The 17,461-nt window shown below is 40.3% G+C and carries 22 protein-coding genes, 1 other RNA gene and 1 riboswitch; of the genes, 6 read left to right on the top strand and 17 right to left on the bottom strand.

The window, feature by feature from the left end:
- Positions 1 to 65: 65 nt before the first annotated feature.
- On the bottom strand, positions 66 to 464 hold the full coding sequence (locus tag ACFPA1_RS19535; RefSeq protein ID WP_378584870.1) for a DoxX family protein: 399 nt from the start codon (positions 462 to 464) through the stop codon (positions 66 to 68).
- Positions 465 to 528: 64 nt separating this feature from the next.
- Positions 529 to 951 (bottom strand): MarR family winged helix-turn-helix transcriptional regulator, encoded by a 423-nt coding sequence (locus ACFPA1_RS19530; protein WP_378584869.1) that lies wholly within the window; start codon positions 949 to 951, stop codon positions 529 to 531.
- Between the two features lie 300 nt (positions 952 to 1,251).
- Here ACFPA1_RS19530 and ACFPA1_RS19525 point away from each other — a divergent pair, with 300 nt between their 5' ends.
- Positions 1,252 to 1,617: a zinc ribbon domain-containing protein gene (locus ACFPA1_RS19525; RefSeq protein WP_213145504.1), complete on the top strand. Its 366-nt coding sequence runs from the start codon at positions 1,252 to 1,254 to the stop codon at positions 1,615 to 1,617.
- A gap of 101 nt (positions 1,618 to 1,718) precedes the next feature.
- Entirely contained in the window at positions 1,719 to 2,129 is a 411-nt protein-coding gene (locus tag ACFPA1_RS19520) for a GNAT family N-acetyltransferase (RefSeq protein WP_378584868.1), read from the top strand.
- Between the two features lie 428 nt (positions 2,130 to 2,557).
- On the opposite strand, the gene ACFPA1_RS19515 is transcribed toward ACFPA1_RS19520, so the two are convergent.
- Both ACFPA1_RS19515 and ACFPA1_RS19510 read right to left on the bottom strand, forming a co-directional pair.
- Positions 2,558 to 3,328: a hypothetical protein gene (locus ACFPA1_RS19515; protein WP_378584866.1), complete on the bottom strand. Its 771-nt coding sequence runs from the start codon at positions 3,326 to 3,328 to the stop codon at positions 2,558 to 2,560.
- On the bottom strand, positions 3,315 to 4,364 hold the full coding sequence (locus tag ACFPA1_RS19510) for a hypothetical protein (protein WP_378584864.1): 1,050 nt from the start codon (positions 4,362 to 4,364) through the stop codon (positions 3,315 to 3,317). Before ACFPA1_RS19510 ends, ACFPA1_RS19515 begins: the two co-directional genes overlap by 14 nt.
- 626 nt (positions 4,365 to 4,990) lie before the next feature.
- Between ACFPA1_RS19510 and rnpB the strand changes: the two genes are divergently transcribed.
- Positions 4,991 to 5,375: RNase P RNA component class B (gene rnpB / locus ACFPA1_RS19505), an RNA gene on the top strand.
- Positions 5,376 to 5,449: 74 nt separating this feature from the next.
- On the opposite strand, the gene ACFPA1_RS19500 is transcribed toward rnpB, so the two are convergent.
- A complete protein-coding gene (locus ACFPA1_RS19500) occupies positions 5,450 to 5,629 on the bottom strand; it encodes a hypothetical protein (RefSeq protein ID WP_213145500.1) in 180 nt (59 codons plus the stop codon).
- A gap of 118 nt (positions 5,630 to 5,747) precedes the next feature.
- Complete coding sequence (locus ACFPA1_RS19495; protein WP_378584863.1) at positions 5,748 to 5,939, bottom strand: hypothetical protein; 192 nt, start codon at positions 5,937 to 5,939, stop codon at positions 5,748 to 5,750.
- A gap of 204 nt (positions 5,940 to 6,143) precedes the next feature.
- Between ACFPA1_RS19495 and ACFPA1_RS19490 the strand changes: the two genes are divergently transcribed.
- Positions 6,144 to 6,668, top strand: coding sequence for an HD domain-containing protein (locus ACFPA1_RS19490; protein ID WP_378584861.1), 525 nt, complete (start codon positions 6,144 to 6,146; stop codon positions 6,666 to 6,668).
- Positions 6,669 to 6,774: 106 nt separating this feature from the next.
- On the opposite strand, the gene ACFPA1_RS19485 is transcribed toward ACFPA1_RS19490, so the two are convergent.
- The 5 genes from ACFPA1_RS19485 to ACFPA1_RS19465 are packed head-to-tail and all read right to left on the bottom strand — an operon-like array spanning position 6,775 to position 10,494.
- The gene (locus tag ACFPA1_RS19485) at positions 6,775 to 7,794 is read right to left on the bottom strand and encodes a thiazole biosynthesis adenylyltransferase ThiF (protein ID WP_378584859.1); all 1,020 of its coding nucleotides are present in this window, start codon (positions 7,792 to 7,794) and stop codon (positions 6,775 to 6,777) included.
- Positions 7,791 to 8,558, bottom strand: coding sequence for a thiazole synthase (locus ACFPA1_RS19480; RefSeq protein ID WP_378584857.1), 768 nt, complete (start codon positions 8,556 to 8,558; stop codon positions 7,791 to 7,793). Before ACFPA1_RS19480 ends, ACFPA1_RS19485 begins: the two co-directional genes overlap by 4 nt.
- Before the next feature lies 1 nt (position 8,559).
- Positions 8,560 to 8,763, bottom strand: a complete 204-nt coding sequence (thiS, locus tag ACFPA1_RS19475) for a sulfur carrier protein ThiS (RefSeq protein WP_213145495.1) — start codon at positions 8,761 to 8,763, stop codon at positions 8,560 to 8,562.
- Complete coding sequence (gene thiO, locus ACFPA1_RS19470; protein WP_378584855.1) at positions 8,760 to 9,896, bottom strand: glycine oxidase ThiO; 1,137 nt, start codon at positions 9,894 to 9,896, stop codon at positions 8,760 to 8,762. Before thiO ends, thiS begins: the two co-directional genes overlap by 4 nt.
- Entirely contained in the window at positions 9,880 to 10,494 is a 615-nt protein-coding gene (locus ACFPA1_RS19465; protein ID WP_378584853.1) for a thiamine phosphate synthase, read from the bottom strand. Before ACFPA1_RS19465 ends, thiO begins: the two co-directional genes overlap by 17 nt.
- Before the next feature lie 149 nt (positions 10,495 to 10,643).
- Positions 10,644 to 10,753, bottom strand: a riboswitch (TPP riboswitch).
- Positions 10,754 to 10,966: 213 nt separating this feature from the next.
- Between ACFPA1_RS19465 and ACFPA1_RS19460 the strand changes: the two genes are divergently transcribed.
- Positions 10,967 to 12,073 carry a histidine kinase N-terminal domain-containing protein gene (locus ACFPA1_RS19460; protein ID WP_378584852.1) on the top strand — a complete coding sequence of 369 codons (1,107 nt, stop codon included), beginning with the start codon at positions 10,967 to 10,969 and terminating at the stop codon, positions 12,071 to 12,073.
- Between the two features lie 46 nt (positions 12,074 to 12,119).
- Here ACFPA1_RS19460 and ACFPA1_RS19455 read toward each other — a convergent pair whose 3' ends face one another.
- A complete protein-coding gene (locus ACFPA1_RS19455; protein ID WP_213145491.1) occupies positions 12,120 to 13,088 on the bottom strand; it encodes an NAD(P)-dependent alcohol dehydrogenase in 969 nt (322 codons plus the stop codon).
- A 193-nt stretch (positions 13,089 to 13,281) separates the two neighbouring features.
- On the opposite strand from ACFPA1_RS19455, the gene ACFPA1_RS19450 reads away from it, so the two are divergent.
- Positions 13,282 to 13,584 (top strand): hypothetical protein, encoded by a 303-nt coding sequence (locus ACFPA1_RS19450; RefSeq protein WP_378584850.1) that lies wholly within the window; start codon positions 13,282 to 13,284, stop codon positions 13,582 to 13,584.
- Between the two features lie 77 nt (positions 13,585 to 13,661).
- Here ACFPA1_RS19450 and ACFPA1_RS19445 read toward each other — a convergent pair whose 3' ends face one another.
- The 5 genes from ACFPA1_RS19445 to ACFPA1_RS19425 form a co-directional block, all read right to left on the bottom strand.
- On the bottom strand, positions 13,662 to 14,108 hold the full coding sequence (locus tag ACFPA1_RS19445) for a PaaI family thioesterase (RefSeq protein ID WP_213145489.1): 447 nt from the start codon (positions 14,106 to 14,108) through the stop codon (positions 13,662 to 13,664).
- Positions 14,109 to 14,149: 41 nt separating this feature from the next.
- Positions 14,150 to 15,481: an MFS transporter gene (locus ACFPA1_RS19440; protein ID WP_241113677.1), complete on the bottom strand. Its 1,332-nt coding sequence runs from the start codon at positions 15,479 to 15,481 to the stop codon at positions 14,150 to 14,152.
- A gap of 37 nt (positions 15,482 to 15,518) precedes the next feature.
- Positions 15,519 to 15,941, bottom strand: coding sequence for a MarR family winged helix-turn-helix transcriptional regulator (locus ACFPA1_RS19435; protein ID WP_213145488.1), 423 nt, complete (start codon positions 15,939 to 15,941; stop codon positions 15,519 to 15,521).
- Positions 15,942 to 16,085: 144 nt separating this feature from the next.
- The gene (locus ACFPA1_RS19430; protein WP_378584847.1) at positions 16,086 to 16,775 is read right to left on the bottom strand and encodes a polysaccharide deacetylase family protein; all 690 of its coding nucleotides are present in this window, start codon (positions 16,773 to 16,775) and stop codon (positions 16,086 to 16,088) included.
- Between the two features lie 16 nt (positions 16,776 to 16,791).
- Positions 16,792 to 17,457, bottom strand: coding sequence for a TVP38/TMEM64 family protein (locus ACFPA1_RS19425; protein WP_213145486.1), 666 nt, complete (start codon positions 17,455 to 17,457; stop codon positions 16,792 to 16,794).
- Positions 17,458 to 17,461: the final 4 nt, after the last annotated feature.

Raw genomic sequence — 17,461 nt, 5'->3', positions numbered from 1 at the left:
CCTAATCCATTATTTAAAATCTTATCACTTTAATTATAAATCAAGATTCTTTAATTCAAGATATTTTAGAACAAAAATGCATCTAATGCATATTGACCAGGACCGATTAAAGCTACACCAATTGCAACAGCCAGCAAAGTCAGGTTAAATTCATATCCATTTGCTGTTGCCCATAATCCATTCGGCGCATGAACCTTGATAATCGCCATTGCCATTGTTCCTGCAATCAAAATTCCTGCAAGCGGGGTTAAAAATCCTGAAGCAAACAATAATCCACCAATAAGCTCTGCCAAGCCTGCAAGTATTGCCATGGTTACGCCAGGCTTAATGCCAATAGATTCAAACCATCCACCTGTGCCTTTCGGGCCGTAACCGCCGAACCAACCAAACAATTTTTGCGCACCATGCCCTACAAATAATAAACCAATTACCAAACGAATAATTAATAAACCAATATTTAACATTTCAAAAGCCTCCTAATTGTTTTTTATCTCGGATTCGAGATATTTTATAAAAAATTTTAAAAATCTACACTTTATCTCTTACTTTTTTTAAAAGCCGGACCAATGTCTCTTCCTCATCCGAACTTAACGAATCAAACATGGAATTCACGAACTCATGATATTTTGGCATGATTTCGTCCATCAAGCCATTTCCAGCATCCGTTAGGGTCACATGAATCACCCGACGGTCATCCGGACAGGCATTTCTGCATAACAGACCTCTTTTTTCAAGCTTATCTATTACATAGGTCATCGAACCACTCGAGATTAATATGCAATTGCCAATTTGTTGAATGGTTTGTTTCCCTTTTTGATAAAGTACCTCCAGAACAGAAAACTCCGTAATACCAAGATTGTTTTTTGCGATTTCATCTTTAATGCGATCATGAATAGCTTTCGATGTTTGCATCAATATTAGAAAGGGCAAATTCGAGCATTTCCTGTTCATTTCCTTCACCTCCTTTTGAAATCTTGAATTAAATTACCTTGAATATGAGATAATAATAAATCCTAAATTTCTTTTTGTCAATAACCTTTTTTCGATTCTTATTAATCAACTGGTTCACGTTCTAACATAAAAAGTGAGGCAAGAGAACCGTCCCCATGCATCACCTGGCTTTGCGCGGATCAAGCTAAATACCTTTTTTATCTAAAAACTACTTTAACTACTAAATAACTCTACTATTAAATGAATATCGCTAGAATCTTGTTCATATAATAGTTTAAAAAAGGGAAAGAAGTGGTTCTTATGTCATTTTTTGCAGGAAAAATCTACTGTAATTTTTGTATGAAACCATTTAGAAGAAAGCCCGGAAATCCAGGGAAGTGGGTATGTCAGGGAAATACGCATCATCATACGTGTAATCCAAATATCGTGGAAGAGAACTGGCTAAAATCCGTGATTGGAATGAGATTGTATTGGGACGAGAAGGCTTATTTAGATAGATTGCTAGAAGAACAATTAAATCATATTGTTTTTGAGAGCACACATAGATTGGTTATTAAGTTTAACAACCCTATGATTGACGAGATTAGACTATTTGACGGAAATAATTATTATGGGTCAAACTTTAGGGTGTATGATTTGGGTTGGCAGTATGAAGATGTTTCATAATTTCGATAACTGGCACCATTAAAACCTTGCGTTCTGGTACTTTTTGGGGAGCCATCCATCCATTACAATTAGTTCATCTTAACAAATTGGAGGATGGAAAAATGAATGATTCTTTACAATTAACGTACAAAATCAATGTTTCAATCAGTGCAGAAGAGCTTTCTACAGTTTTTAAAGCATCCGGCATTAAGCGGCCTGTTGACGATTTACCTCGGCTGCAGCGGATGCTTGATCATGCTGATATTACAATTACGGCTTGGGTTGGTGAAAAACTTGCTGGAGTAGCCAGAGCTATTACTGATTATAGCTATTGCTGCTATTTATCGGATTTAGCTGTAGACAAGACCTATCAAAAAATGGGGATCGGCAAGGAGCTGGTGAGATTGCTGCAAGAGCAAATTGGAGATCAAGTGACGCTTATATTGCTCGCCTCTCCGATTGCGATGGAATATTATCCGCATATTGGGTTTAAAAAAATAAATAACGGATATATAATTGCACGACAACGTTAAGCAGATTGGGTTTTCATAATGACCGGGACTCGGACTTTTCTTCTCGCTTGGGCGTTATGAGCCCTTTATAACAACCGATACACGGTTTCTTCCTCTTGTTCGGGAGTTATGATCCTTTTCATAACGACCGAGACACCGTTTCTTCCAATCACCTGGGCGTTATAAAACTTTCATAACGACCGGGACACCGTTTCTTCCGATTACCCGGTCGTTATAAACCCTTTATAACGACCAGGACACTGTTTATTCCGATCACCCGGGCGTTATGACCTTTTCATAACGACCGAGTCTCGATTTCCTCCGCTCCCTCGGGCGTTATAGACCCTTTATAACGACCGGAATATCGTTTATCCCACTCGCCCGGGCGTTATGACCTTGCATTGCATAGCAGCGAACCCAACCTTCCAACAACAGGCCAAACCGGTCTATTACTTAAAAAACAGTACCACCAACACTAATAGAATCGAAACTCCCTGCCCTACAGCCAGCCCAATCAGCCATTTTTTAAATAGCTGTTCCTTCTTCGCAGTGGCATCTGCATTCAGTTTCCATTTTTCTTCCCATTGCTCCTGGAAATCCCTTTGGTCCTGTAGCTGCTTTAGGTTCAATTGCTCCACCTCAGCCATCAGGCTGGCCTCAACATGGTGAAGATTCTTAGAAAGATCCGATAATCTTTCACTCATTGCTTCATATTTTATATTCGTGATGGAGGCCTGGTCAGTAATTCCCTGGGTGAATAGAACACCAATTTGCTCCTCAGATGACCGAATGGCCTCTAGGACCTTTTCGGTTTGCATCTCCATGAACTTATAATCATTGCGCTGCCGTTCTTTTAAATCCTCTAGCAGCTGTTCCGTCTTCGATAAATATTCTTGATATTGCTGATGCCACATGGCAATCTTTTTTTCCAATAGGGTTAACGTTTCATTAAAATGGTGAATCTTGCTGTCAAACAATTCCGACTGGGGTGCAATGATGTCTTCCTTAAGCTGCTCACTGATATTCAGAGGGAACTGACTCAGTGACTGTCGCATATTTTCAACAGACTCAAATACTTCCCCATTCAATTCGGCAATTGTTTGTTCCCGGTCTTTTAATAGTGTCTTTAATTCATCATAAAAAAGAAGGTTATTGATTTTTTTTAACGATTGAATCGCTTCATTATATTTTTCATCCACGGTTCTGTTAGAAGTGCTCATTTCCAATAATCCTTTCCGCTTGCTTTAAAATCAACTGGCTGTATTGATGGTACAACCAGCGTTCCACCTCCGGCGTCTGCTCCCCAAACAATTTAACCTGCCATTTAGAAACGGCTTCTACAAATTCTTCTTTTAAAAATTCATCCAGGTTTTGCAACCGTTCTAATTCTTGGTTTTGTTCCCAGATTGCCCTCGTAAGTTGTTCTTCTAACGCTGCCAAGCTCAATTCCTTTTGCCGTTTTTGCTCTTGTAGTTCGGCTGCTTTTTCTGAGGCCATTTGATGCTGCTCCTTTTTGGCCGCAGACTGCTGCAAAAGATCTCTTTTTCCAATTTGCTTAACATGATTCAATTGGTTTATATAATACTCGTAAACTAACATGTTGTTTTCATCTAATGTATCTGCAACAATCCGATAATCCTCTTCAAAGTTTTTCAGGACTATATACTGGTCAAGTCCCCGGCCATGCTTCAAGGAAAGGCTGGACGCCTGCGGATTGGATTGGAATACATAGCTTGTTTCAGGAGCGGCATCGCGAAAAATTCGCGCTAATTTTCTTTCATTATCATCCAGCTGCTTTCGATAGAACTCCGCCATCTCCGATTCTACCTCATTAAAGCCCTCTATCAGTCTGGTCGTTTTCCTATCCTTGAACACGACTTGATCTTTTTTCGAATCAAATTCAAATTTCGTATGTAAGAGGCAGTTGAATTTTTCCAATTGAATAGTAACCAACTCCGATAGAAGCCCTTCATAATGGATTATATCCTCTTGTAAATACTGGACGGCTTTGGTCAAATGCTGATAAACCTGCTCTTCTTCTTTGATGCTATCCTTTGTCAGCTTTATTTCCTTTTCCATCCGGTCCAGATCAAGATTGTTCTGTCTATGAATGCTTTTCATCTGCATTATTTGATTTTCCGGTGTGAGTACTGTCTGTTCATCAAAGCTCGTAAACTCTTCCTTAAAGCGATCCATCGCTTTATGTAACCATTGACCCTTCTCTTCCTCGAGTCTAGCAAGCAAATCGTTGCACATGCTACATAACCTCTATTTATTCATTTTTAAAAATCAAAACTCTCTATTACCATATTTAAGATGATATATACCATCTTACTATAATTTCTAGATTTTTCTAACCTTCCAGTGGATTTTTTTATAAAAAATACAAAGCCAGGCATACACAGAAGCCTGGCTTTGTAAGGTTTTAACCTTTGAAATAAAATAAAGCAATTAAAAAAATGATTAAGCCTATTAAGAAAATGGGTCCAACACCGGAACTGTATACGACATAAATTTTAACGTGAAGTATCACATTGATTATAAGAACAATCAATAAGATTAATAATAAAAACATGACAATCAGCACATTATTATTTTTGTTCAAGATATCAGCCCTTTTCAGAAGCTTTTGACGGAGACATTGCTTGTACCTCTTACATAAATATTTTCAATTTGCGGATTTTATGCTTTTAGTCCATCAAAGAATAATACTGTGTAAGTAATGGCGCTAATACGATGGAACCGACATTGGTCCACAATTGTTTCAATGATTCACTTTTAATCGAATCTGAAATTGGTAATAATGGAATTAAACTACCATGGATTTTAATTAGTATTCCTGTTATATTAATTATTGTCGCTTCTAAGCGAAGGACACATGGAATGGTGAGTAGTCGCGGTTCCTTTATAGGAGCTGAGGAAAGTCCAGGCTCGCACAGTGCTGAGATGCCTGTAGTGTTCGTGCCATCTGCAAAGGTGGGCAGTCAATCTTGATATTGGCTGACGGCGGTGAAATCATGCTAAGTCTCTAGAGATATGCTGAGAATAACCTGAAAGTGCCACAGTGACGATGCTTTTCTGGAAACGGAAAAGGTGGAACGGGTAAACCCCACGAGCGAGCAACCCAAATTTTGGTCGGGGCATCATCCTGCGGGAAATGAACCTAACGGATGGATCAACCAATGGTTGATAGATAGATGACTACTGCTTCCTGTACGAGGCTTGACGCTGTTTGCAGTACGGAAGAACAAAACCTGGCTTACAGCCATTTCATGTGCAAATTTTAATAAAAGTTCTCTTAACAGGTAAAACTTTTTGTTTTACCTGTTTTTATTTTTGGTTTATAAAACAGTCACTGACCCGCGGCTTCTTATTTCAAGTGGATCTTGTGCATCAATCGGTTGATTAACTTCGACCATTGGTGCCTTTGAATCTGCATCCGTTATGTCTTTGACAGGGCTCATTTCAGCGGGTGTCCCCATATCATTCATCACTTCAGGAAATTTGTTTTCTTTTTCCAATACAATCACCTCCACACTTATTATTCCGTTTATTCGTCCAAAAAATGAACATGGAAGAAATTTGATTGAAGGATATTTTTGAAATTGAAATCAAAAAATAAAAAAGAGGAGTAAAAAATTACTCCCCATCTGCCACAACGATTTTATACCCTTGTTGTTTCGGACCATTTTCGTATTCTTCAGCCGAAATTATGTAATAAGTTTCGCCATCGTTATTCGTAATCACGACTTCACTAGGACTTTTATCTACCTTGGCATCCATAAGTTGATCGTATGGAGGACCTAGTAGTTCGGTTAAGTTGTTACTCATGTAAGACACCTCCTATCTGAGTGATTCTAACAGAATTTTATGAAAAGTAAAAGAGAAAATAGGTTAAATCCCCTCTTGGTTTCCCCGCTGTCTCAAATATATCAGCTACCAAAACATTTTTCCTTATAATCACAAACTTTTTCTAACAAAACAACATTAATTGTTTTATAATACAAAATAACAATTTTTAAGAAGGTGATTAAAATGAGAGAGGTAACATTAATTCAAATTTTCAATCATCATATTGCAAAAAAATATTTGAGCCGGTCTGGAATTGTACATGCTATTGCTTGTGCCTACCATGCCTTTAAGTTGGCAAAAGAACGCGGCGTTTCCGTTGATCTGGCAACAAAAGCAGCATTGCTGCACGATATGGGTCATTACACTTGGTATCGCAACGGCAAATGGGATTATGATTTATATAAACAAAATGATATACATGCAATTAAGGGTGCGGAAAGGGCCCATAAATTATTGATCCGGTTGGGAGAAAATCCGATTATAGCCAAAGAAATCGCACTGGCCGTCTTATTCCATACGGATTCTTACATGCCGGAAGGTTTTATCAACCGGACCCCGTTGCAAGAAATCGTCAAATTAGCCGATGAGATGGACGAGGAGCAAGGCGGAATGCACCACTATCGAAAAATGGATCGAGATAGAGCCATAAAAATGATAGAGCGGTTAGACGAAATGGTTAAGGAAGAACTGAAAAGCAGTGAGTTATAAAATAGGGAAAGGGCGATGCTCCTTGTGAACATCGCCTTCTTGATAAAGTTTTTCTTTAAATAGGTTCACTTAGTGACAATTAATTTCCCGATCGTTTCACTACCCTTTACCCCAAATATTTATGGTACATCGCTCTCGCTTCCGAAACATCCTTCGTGCCGTGTACCAAAACTCTTCCGTCTTTAAAAATGACTAAGCGGTTAGCATTCACGGTATAGGAGAGAAGGTACGGGTTTCTCTGTACAGCTCCAGTTTGTTTCTCCAATATTTTTTCTAACGTTTCAAGGTCGCGCACCATTGGAACGGAGGGACGTATTTGAACCGAATCCCTTCCACAAAGGACCGCCGTTTTTGTTTGATTTTCAAAGGATAAATAAGGGTACGAGCGCTGCGGCCCGCAAGAAGGACAATCCATCTTTTTCAACTTGTCTACTTGAATGGCGCTATATTGATTTTTCCATAAATCAAAGGAAACGAGCTTGTTTCTTAATGAGTCCACATCTCCGACCAAGATTTTCAATGCTTCACTTATTTGGAACGAGACAACCATGTTTACGGCTGGACTAATTATTCCGGCCGTGTCACAGGTTAACCCTCCCAAAGGAACTGTTTCAAGCAAACAAGAAAGGCAAGGCGTTTTTCCAGGAATGATCGTGTAGGAAATGCCGTAGCTGCCCACACAAGCACCGTAAATCCAGGGAACTCCGGCTTTTTGCGAGACATCATTTATCATCATTCTTGTTTCAAAATTATCCGTTGCATCCATCATCAGATCTGCTTCTTTTGCCCAGTCTTCAAGCTCTAGGGCTGAAGCATCTGCAATGATGGCCACAATGTTCACAGATGAGTTTATCGCTGTTAACCGATTTTTGGCCGCGATCACTTTTGGAATTCGATTTTTCGCATCTTCCTCTGTAAATAACTGCTGCCGCTGTAAATTGGACCACTCGACATAATCACGATCCACGATGGTGATTTTGCCGATGCCAGCCCGGACGAGTGCTTCGGCACTTGCAGATCCAAGTGCTCCAACTCCAATGATGAGTACGTGTTTATTGGAAATTTGCTGCTGGCCGTCTTTTCCTATCGGCGGAAACAACTCTTGCCTAGAGTATCGATTATTCACCCGATACTCATTCCTTCCTTAGGGCTGCTGGCTGTCGCATATCGCTTTTTCTCGATTCTGCCCGCTTCATAACCAAGCCTTCCCGCTTCAATCACCAATTTCATCGCTTTTGCCATTTTAACCGGATCCTTTGCTGCTGAAACTGCGGTATTTAATAACACACCGTCTGCTCCTAGCTCCATCGCATAAGCGGCATCGCCTGGTGAGCCGATTCCCGCATCGACAATCACTGGTACAACGGCTTGTTCGATAATAAACTGGAGGTTTACCGGATTGATAATACCCTGCCCAGATCCTATTGGGGACGCCCCTGGCATGACAGCATGGCAGCCTGCTTCTTGAAGTTTCCGGGCTAGCACCACATCGTCAGAGGTATAAGGGAGTACAATAAAGCCCTCCTTCACCAATTCTTCGGTGGCCTTTAGCGTTTCAATCGGGTCAGGAAGTAACGTTTTATCACAGCCGATCACTTCCACTTTAATCATGTCGCATAAGCCTGATGCTTTCGCTAACTTAGCGATTCGGACAGCCTCTGCAGCTGTTTTCGCTCCTGCAGTGTTTGGCAACAGCTTATATTTATTGGTATCTAGCTGCTCTAAAAAATTCGGCTGGCTAGCTTCAAAAATATTCATCCGTCTTACTGCAAATGTAAGGATTTCTGCTTCGGACACTTCGACCGCCTGCTTTTGGATGTCAAAGCTTGGATACTTCCCTGTCCCAAGCAATAAACGAGATTGGAAGGATAATGGACCAATTTTTAACATATCAACCGCCTCCTACAAAATGGACTATTTCAATTCGGTCTTTATCTGCTAGTCTAGTACTTTGGTGTTCCAGCTTGGTTAAAATTTCACCGTTTACTTCGACCACAACGACTTTATCATGGATTTCAAAATGCTGAAGAACATCTGAAACAAATACCATACTGTCTGATAATTGGGTCCATTCGCCATTTAAGAATACCTTCATGGTTTACCTCCTACCAACATATTTCTGTCGAGCCGGAAAGCTGATAGCAGATTCTCATCTTTCAGTCTGCCTTCGATTAATTCAGCCACTAGTTTCCCTGTAATCGGGCTAAGTAGAATCCCATTGCGGAAATGCCCTGCTGCCACAAACAAATTCTTCCACCTCGGATGCGCGCCAATGTAAGGCAGTCCATCACCTGTCTGTGGCCGAATTCCAGCCCACACCCGCTCCCACGCTGCCTCTTTAATTTGCGGTATGATTTGGGTTGCTCTTTCCAGTAAAGTGGCAATCCCTTTTGCTGTTACCTTTTTATCGAATGTATGTTCAATCATCGTCGCACCAATATAAATTTCTCCATTCTTTTTTGGTACAAGATAGCAGCGTTTATCTGAAAAAATGGTTCTATTGATAATTGGCCTTTCTGTTTTAACGGAAAAGCACTCACCTTTAACAGGATACAGGTTCATCTCTAAACCAGATTCACGCATTAATTGGGCCGCCCAAGCACCGGCCGCAACAACAAAGTTATCACTAAGGATGGTTCCGTTCGTGGTTTGCACCCCTATCACCTGACCGTTTTGATAAAGAAAAGATAGCACTTCGGTGTTTTCAAGTATTTTAGCACCAAAATGGACCGCCGCTTTTGCGAACGCCTGCGTTAACTTTGCAGGCTGTACATGCCCATCGTTCGGGAGATACATCGCTCCAGGTACGCTTGGTGAAAGTGACGGTTCCATTTCTCGTAATTCCTTCGCATCCAGCCATTTTATGGTTGGATCCCATTTCTTTTGAAAGGTGACCTGTTTTTTTACTTCTTCTGCTATGTCTTCGGTTTCTGCAATTTTTAACATCCCTTTATTGACAAACTCGATGTCCACACCAGTAGTTTCCAATAATTCATTAGCGAGAGCCGAAAACATTGCTTGACTTTTTATCGCCAACTGAAATAATGGACCGTCATATTCAAGTTCAGCTTGCGCAGCCAGCATTCCGGCGGCAGCACTTGATGCTTGGCAGCCGATTTGTTCTTTCTCAATAATGATGACTTTTCTTCCTAGCTTTGATAACTGATTGGCAATCGAGGCTCCATTAACACCACCTCCAATTATGGCAACATCAAATGTATGATCCATATTTCCCACCTCCATCTCTAAATGCATGTATGTAAGACTTTACGGCTAATAAGGGGTCCCGGGCATCTAAAACACCTGACATGACAGCGATACCCGTTGCCCCTGCCTGTAGGACCTCTTCCGTATTCTCCTGCGTTATCCCGCCAATGGCAATCACCGGAATGTTCAGCTGTGACAGCCGTGTTAATTCCTCTAGCCCTTTTGGGGTCTTTCCTGGTTTTGATTGCGAAGGGAAGACATGACCGTATAGAACGAAATCAGCTCCATTCTCTTTTGCATTTTGTCCTTCTTCATAGGAGTGAATGGAAGTCCCGACCCTAAGTTGAGGAAAATGCTCCTTTACACAGGCTGTATCTAAACTATGATAGGCTAATTGAACACCAAGGGCCTTTGCCGCGATTGCAACATCTACCCGATCGTTAATCACGATTTTTGATGGAGGGACGTTTTCATTTGTTAAAAGTTCGACTGCTTGAAAAAGTTCCTTTGCTGATTTTTGTTTTTCCCGCAAGTGTAGCGCAGTTACAAATGGATGAATATCCTTCGCTATTTCAGCCAATCGGTGGATCGACATTTTACCATTGGATATAAGATGCAACTCTTTTTCTTTTAGACTAGTAAAAATACAACTCCCCCCCTTTGAATGGATTTCGCTGGTCTAAGGAAGCGCAAAACAAGCAATACAAAAAGCCACTTCCTTTTGTAAGAAAGTGGCCGAAATTTAGAAATAAAAATTTTGCTCTCCAAAAATCCCGTTGTCCACTTCCCTACGCTGGCATTAACCAGATCAGGTTCATAGAGTCCCGAAGTCACACTTCAATCTCAGCCTTTTCAAAAAGGCACCTCTAGCGGATTTGATTCATATTCATTTAAAAAGATTACCTTATATGGATATATGGTAACATTTTATTCTAAAAAGTCAAACATTTCAAACTTAATATTTGCTCGTACATTTCATCAAATTGCTTTGAAATATTTCTTATTTACACCTATTTTGAGGCACGAGAACCGTCCCTATGCCTCAAACTTTATGCTATAATCTCATTATAATAGTGGAAAGCAGGCTGTGTATGGATAAAAAAGTTGGCCAATTTCTAATTGAGAATGAACAAAAGTTTATACATTTTTGGGAAGAGCAAATTATTATCCATCATTACCGGGATAAACCAGAGCTAATATTAAAGAACGGTCATTTAATGTACCATCTCATAACAAATTCTATGTTAAATGGATTCTCGGAAGAAGATGTTAAATTATTGGCGCACAAAGTAGCCCTGGAACGGGTCGAGGCCAATATCAATATTGGGGAGTTTGTTTATAATGTTAATCTGGGTAGGAGTATTATTATTAAATACCTAAACCTTTCCGGACTCATGCCTGAAGATTTCCAGACAATTATTGACTTGGTCAATAAACAGTTCGATTTATTCTGTTTCTATGCTGTTTCTAAGTACACCGAAATCAAAGATAAGAAACTACAAGAACAAAATTTATTTATTTCCCAAACACATAAGGACCGGTTGGCGATTCTTGGACAAATGTCTTCTAGCTTTGTTCATGAATTTCGCAACCCGCTCACTTCCGTTATGGGCTTTATAAAACTATTAAAGCACGAGCATCCTAATCTACCATATTTAGATGTCGTCAGCCAAGAATTAGATCAACTTAAGTTCAGAATTACTCAGTTCCTTCATACATCAAAACTGAACACGCTGGCAGAAAGCCAGAATGAAGACATTACCATCCATTTATTAATAGAAGAAGTGCTTGATTTCCTATATCCAAGCATCGTCGATGGCAATGTCCAAATTCATACAAATATCGATGCTGATATTTGTATTACTGGCGATCGGAATGAGTTAAAACAAGTTTTTCTAAACCTATTAATAAATGCAGTTGACGCTGTGTGTGAAGAAGAAAATCTGCGAAAAATTGATATTCAAACAAATATAGAAGATCACCAAATCAAAATTCGTATTTCTAATAATGGCCCCACTATCGATCTTGAAGCAGTACAATTAATTTTCGAACCCTTCTTCACTACTAAGAAACTAGGCACAGGTATCGGCTTATTCGTTTGTAAGAATATTGTTGAGAAACATCACGGTGAAATAGAATGTATATCAGATAATCACTTAACTACCTTTCAACTTACATTTCCTATTAAACAGAATTAGAATTAAAAAGTACCGCAAAAACGGTGCATTTTTTAATTAATAGTTTTCAAATTGTAATAACTACCTTACCTTGAGCATGCCCTTGTTCAAAATACTTGAATGCTTCCTGAATTTCACTTAATTTAAACCTTTTATCAATGACTGGTGTAATTTTTCCAGCTTCGATAAGCTCTTTTATGAAATTTAAATCACTTTGGTTCTGCCTCTGTAAAAAGCTGCCCATTTTTTTATTTCCAAAGAGGGAGAACCAAGGCCCCAGCGTCATTGCTTGAAACATTTGAGCCCCTGAACCTCCTACATGAACGAAAATTCCATTATTCGTTAAGGCCTGTTTATAATCAGTAATCGGATGATGTCCGTTCACCCCAAGAATCAGATCATATTTTGTCATTTTTTTAGTAAAATCCTCTTTTGTATAATCAATCACATGATCAGCACCGAGTGACTGCAAAATATCTATATTTCTTGTGCTGCAAACCCCCGTTACCTCTGCACCAAAGGACTTGGCAATCTGAACGGCGAAAGTCCCTACACCGCCAGACGCCCCATTGACTAAAACCTTTTGTCCTGCTTGAATCTTACCCTTATCGCGCATGCTTTGTAAGGCTGTGACCGCTGCCATTGGTACCGCCGCGGCTTCCTCAAATGACAGTTTTTCCGGCTTTAACGCTAATGCTTTTTCTGGAACAGATACATATTCAGCAAAACCGCCCCAACCACAGGCGGATAGGTCTCCAAACACCTCTTGTCCTGGTTGAAACTGGGTAACATCTTTGCCTACTGCCTCAACCTGGCCTGCTATGTCGCCTCCGGGTATGGAGTATTTTGGTTTTAGCAGACCAAAAGCAAAGCGTGCTAAGAACGGTTCACCTTTTAAAAGAACTAGATTGCCAAAATTCAAAGATGCTGCGTGGACCTTTACTAGTACCTGATCATCTTTAGGCATAGGTTTTTCTACCTCTCCTAAAATAAGAACATCGGGAGTACCGTACTTTGTGGACACAACTGCTTTCATTCCCACACCTCAATTCCGTTATATTCATGCATATGACTTGTGCAGTTTAGATTAGACCAAAAGTCATAACAAGTGACGAATCCTTTGTCTTAAAAGGTTTGCTTCTGTATACTCAAAACCATAGCAGTATTTGTTCAAGGAACGCCTTGTTGTTAAGCTTTCGCTTAGATACTAAGAGCCAAGGAGTGATAATGTGATAAATCTTGTTTACGAGAAATTGGAAGCCACCCTTCTGGATTGGGAAATGATGAAGAACGCTCTAGAGGATGAAAGTGAAGAATGTGCCGAACGGTTTGAAAGGCATTTTTATGAGTTTATTGACGAATTAAAGATTTGGTTTCAGCAATTGGACCAACCGCCAGCCACTATCAATGATGCAGAAAATCTTCCTGAAATCAGTGATATAATCGAGCGTTTACCGGCACCGCTTCAACTCAACTTTTTAACAGAATTGGAGTTAATTGTGGAAGGAGAAGACCAAGTCCGCTACGATTAATCCCCACCAAAATTCACAAGTGGTGACGCACGGGGACGGTTCTCATGGTTTGGAAGCATGAGAACCGTCCCCATGGTTTATTTTAGCTGAACTCGCTTTCGTTCCGGATTTCCTTTTAATATCATACATGTACTAGTAGAATGCCCTACTAGACTTCCTTTTTCGTCATATACATGACATTCCAGCAATCCCACTGTAGAGCCTTTCTTAATGAGTTTCCCCTCTGCTCTAAGCTTCGCTTTAAAAATCGGTTTAAGGAAATTAAATTTAATTTCAACTGTCGTAAACAGTTCGTCGTCTGAGAGCGTTGTGACAAAAGCATATCCCATCGCAGCATCCGCAATGTCACACAGAATCCCGCCGTGCAGCGTCCCCATTGGGTTATGTAACCGATCAGAAACTTCCATTTCAATCACAACTCTGCCTTCCTCCACCTCTACCACTTGAAACCCAAGTACTTCCGCTACTGGTGCAATAGGTACTTCACCTGTCATCATTTTCTTCATACCTTCTAAGCGACTCATACTATTCACCTTCCAAATATAATTTTAAAAATTTAATTCTATTAAACTTGAATATTGATTTCTCCTTTATGGGCTCGCTTTCCATACCAAAATAGGATTGAGATCGATCCCAGAAGAACGACTATTAACAGCAAATAAATGTGCTGAAATGAGGAAATGAAAGGTATTTTCGCTTGCCAGCTGATTAATACGCCACAAATTGCGACTGCTAATGACCCTCCAAAGAATTGGCTGAGTTGACTTAACCCCATACCAGAACCAATCTGATCCTTGGCTAAAATGCGAGATACCTCATTGGATAAAGCAGATATTATCGTCGAAAGAGCCGGAGCGAATATGATATAACCAAACATTATGATGTATGGCGATACTTGTACCAGCAATGTCATCATAATGATACTTGCAGCCATAAGAAAATGCCCGATTATGAGGAAGCGGTAGTTACCATACTGGTCAATCCATCTTCCGACCCGCCTTATCATAAGGGCGGATAATAACGATCCTGGACACATCATCAACCCTACAGCTCCTGCAGGCATATGAAACCCATCCGCTAACAATAAAGGCAGCATAAAGAGCATCGACATATTCAGAATAAAAGCACAAAAACTAACAACCAAAAGTTTGCGGTAACCATGATGATGAAACAAGTTGGGGAGTACAAATGGATTTTTTGCTTTGCGTAAGTGCCAAATGTTCGCTACAAGTGCACCGAAGCTAAGGAGCAGGAACCATATGGATAATTGCATGACGCTTATCAATATTGATACCACGGCAATGGCGGTAAGGGCGGCACCAGGGATATCAAAGCTGAATTCTGTATGGATTTCTTGTGGCAGCAGCCTCCACAGGACCGGAACCAATGGTATGACCAGACTGGTGATTAGAAACAGTCCATTCCAGCCCATAAACTGTGTAATCACGCCACCAATTACGGGTCCTAACGCAAACGCCAAGGACGACCCTGAGGCGATAATGGTAATGGCCCGTCCACGGCGCTCGAATGGCACGTAACGGCTTGCAAGAACAATACCTAATCCCGGCACGGCACCGGCACCACTTGCCTGAACCAACCGGGCAGCCAATAGAATCGCGAAGCTATGTGTGAAAAACCCCATTAGGGATGCTGCCCCAAGCAGGGTCAAACCAACAAACAACAGCTTCCGGATAGACACATAATCGGATAATCGACTGAAGATGACAGTTGACAACGCAAACACAATGGAATACCCCGAAACAATCCAGGAACCCTCACCAGCTGTTATGTGTAGCTGGTGTATGATGGTTGGGAGGGCAACGTTAAACATGGTTGTGTTCATAAGCACCAAAAACGAGCCAATTGCCCATATTGGTATAATAATTCTATCGTTCAAGTTGTCACCATCCTTTGCTCATAGTCTTTTTTCTACATTACTTATTCTTGATGCCTATGTCATAAAGTATTTTTTTAAATTGTTGAATCTCCATATCATTTAGATCAGACATCACTTCCTCATTCATCTCTTCCATCTTCTGACATAATGGAACCTCCATCGACCTCCCTTTCTCTGTCAGAAAAACTAGCTTGTTTCGCCGATCATTCGGATCAACACGTCGGTCAATAAACCCGTTTTGTTCCAAGCGGTCGATAATCCCTGTTATGGTCGCACTGTCTAGCAGAAGTCGTTCAGCTAATTCAAAACTAAATTGTCCATCCTTTCTCCACAGCTGACGAAGCAGTGCATATTGAACTGGTGTCACACCGTACGGGGATAATTTGGATTTACTTACTTGATTCACCTTTTGCAATGCTTTTCCAAGTAGAAAATGAACACAGATATCAGCTTTTTCCATAATTCACCACCACTATTATTCAAATTTTCTGATTAGTAAGAATATAACATATCCAAATTCATTTGTATACAAGTGATTTGTATGCAAATGATTTGGGTAACGAAAAAACCAACCCTTACCGATGGAGTTGGTCGATATTTCCGGCTATATTTGATCAATTCTTACACAAGAAATACCTCGGCTTGAGACCTCTTTAAAAACAGCTTTTAATGCATGAATGGTATTCACGGGAGCCTCTTCATCCGCACCAATGGTTTTTCCACAATCATGCAAAAGGATGACGTCACCATTTTTCATTCCATGTAAAAGCCTTTTTTCCACTTTCTCACTGCCGCCCTTACTGCGCCAATCCTCTGCCATCAACGACCATAGAATGATTTTATATCGTTTCAAAAGAAAAAAATCAAATACATTTAACAATCCCCACGGCGGACGATAATAGATCGGCCGTTCTCCCGTAATTCTTTCAATGACGGAAGCACTCTTGTTTAACTGACGCCGAACCATCCATGGATCCATGATCCAGTTAGACTTATGAACGTAATTATGAATGCCAATTAAATGTCCCTCTGCTTGCATTCTTTCGATTAACTCCGGGTATTGTTCCGCTTTCGATGCCACGACAAAAAAAGTTGCTTTTATATTATTTATTTTTAACAAGTCCAAGAGCTGTGGGGTATAAATCGGATTCGGACCGTCGTCAAAGGTAAAGGCAATTTTTTCTGAGGCATATTTCCGTTTTAACACACCAATCCCAAATCCCGCCGTTAGAACATAAGGAATTAACCAATATATAAAAAGAAAACTACAAATGAGAAGAACGATGTTAAACATCCTTCAATCGCCCCTTCTAATCCAACTTTCTTTTAAAAACCAAACTTAACACAGATGATAAAATAAACAGTGTGCCACCAAGGATAAACGGCATCAATTTTCCAAATCGCAGCCCTGCAAATAGGCTGCTTACCGAAATGGTATAGGGCAATATCCCCAAGGCTGTTGTCCAGATAAAAGCCCGTTTGTCTACTCCTAATATACCTGCCGCATAGTTAATAAAATGATACGGCACCAATGGGACAAAACGGATGAACAAAAGTCCAGCATCCCCTCGTCTTTGCAGCCAGTGATCTATTTTCTCCAGGTAAGGCTTGGCCAAAGGTTCAATGATTGGCCGGGCAATCCAATTAGATAAATAATAGGCAAGGACTGCCCCAGCGATTCCGCCAATCCAGGAATACAAACCTCCCGCAACGGGTCCGTATATTTCAATCAGAAAAAGCGAAACGAATTCACCGGGTGCCGGTATGACATTGACAACTGTTTGAATCATAATCCCCAGGATGATTCCGAAAAACCCTAGATGGCGGATAGATTCCAGCCATTCTTTTGCCGTTCCTGTATGAAGGAAATATAAATAAAGTCCGGTTAGTAGTAAAAAGATCAACAAGCTTCCAAATGATAGTAAACGAGCCATTGGATTTTTTATGTTGGATGATTCTTTCATTACATTCTCCATGTTT

The organism is Neobacillus sp. GCM10023253 (genome assembly GCF_042653105.1).
In the GTDB taxonomy this organism is placed as follows: domain Bacteria; phylum Bacillota; class Bacilli; order Bacillales; family Cytobacillaceae; genus Neobacillus; species Neobacillus citreus.
The sequence above is the reverse complement of the archived record's forward strand: the minus strand, read 5'-3'. Positions and strand labels throughout refer to the sequence as shown.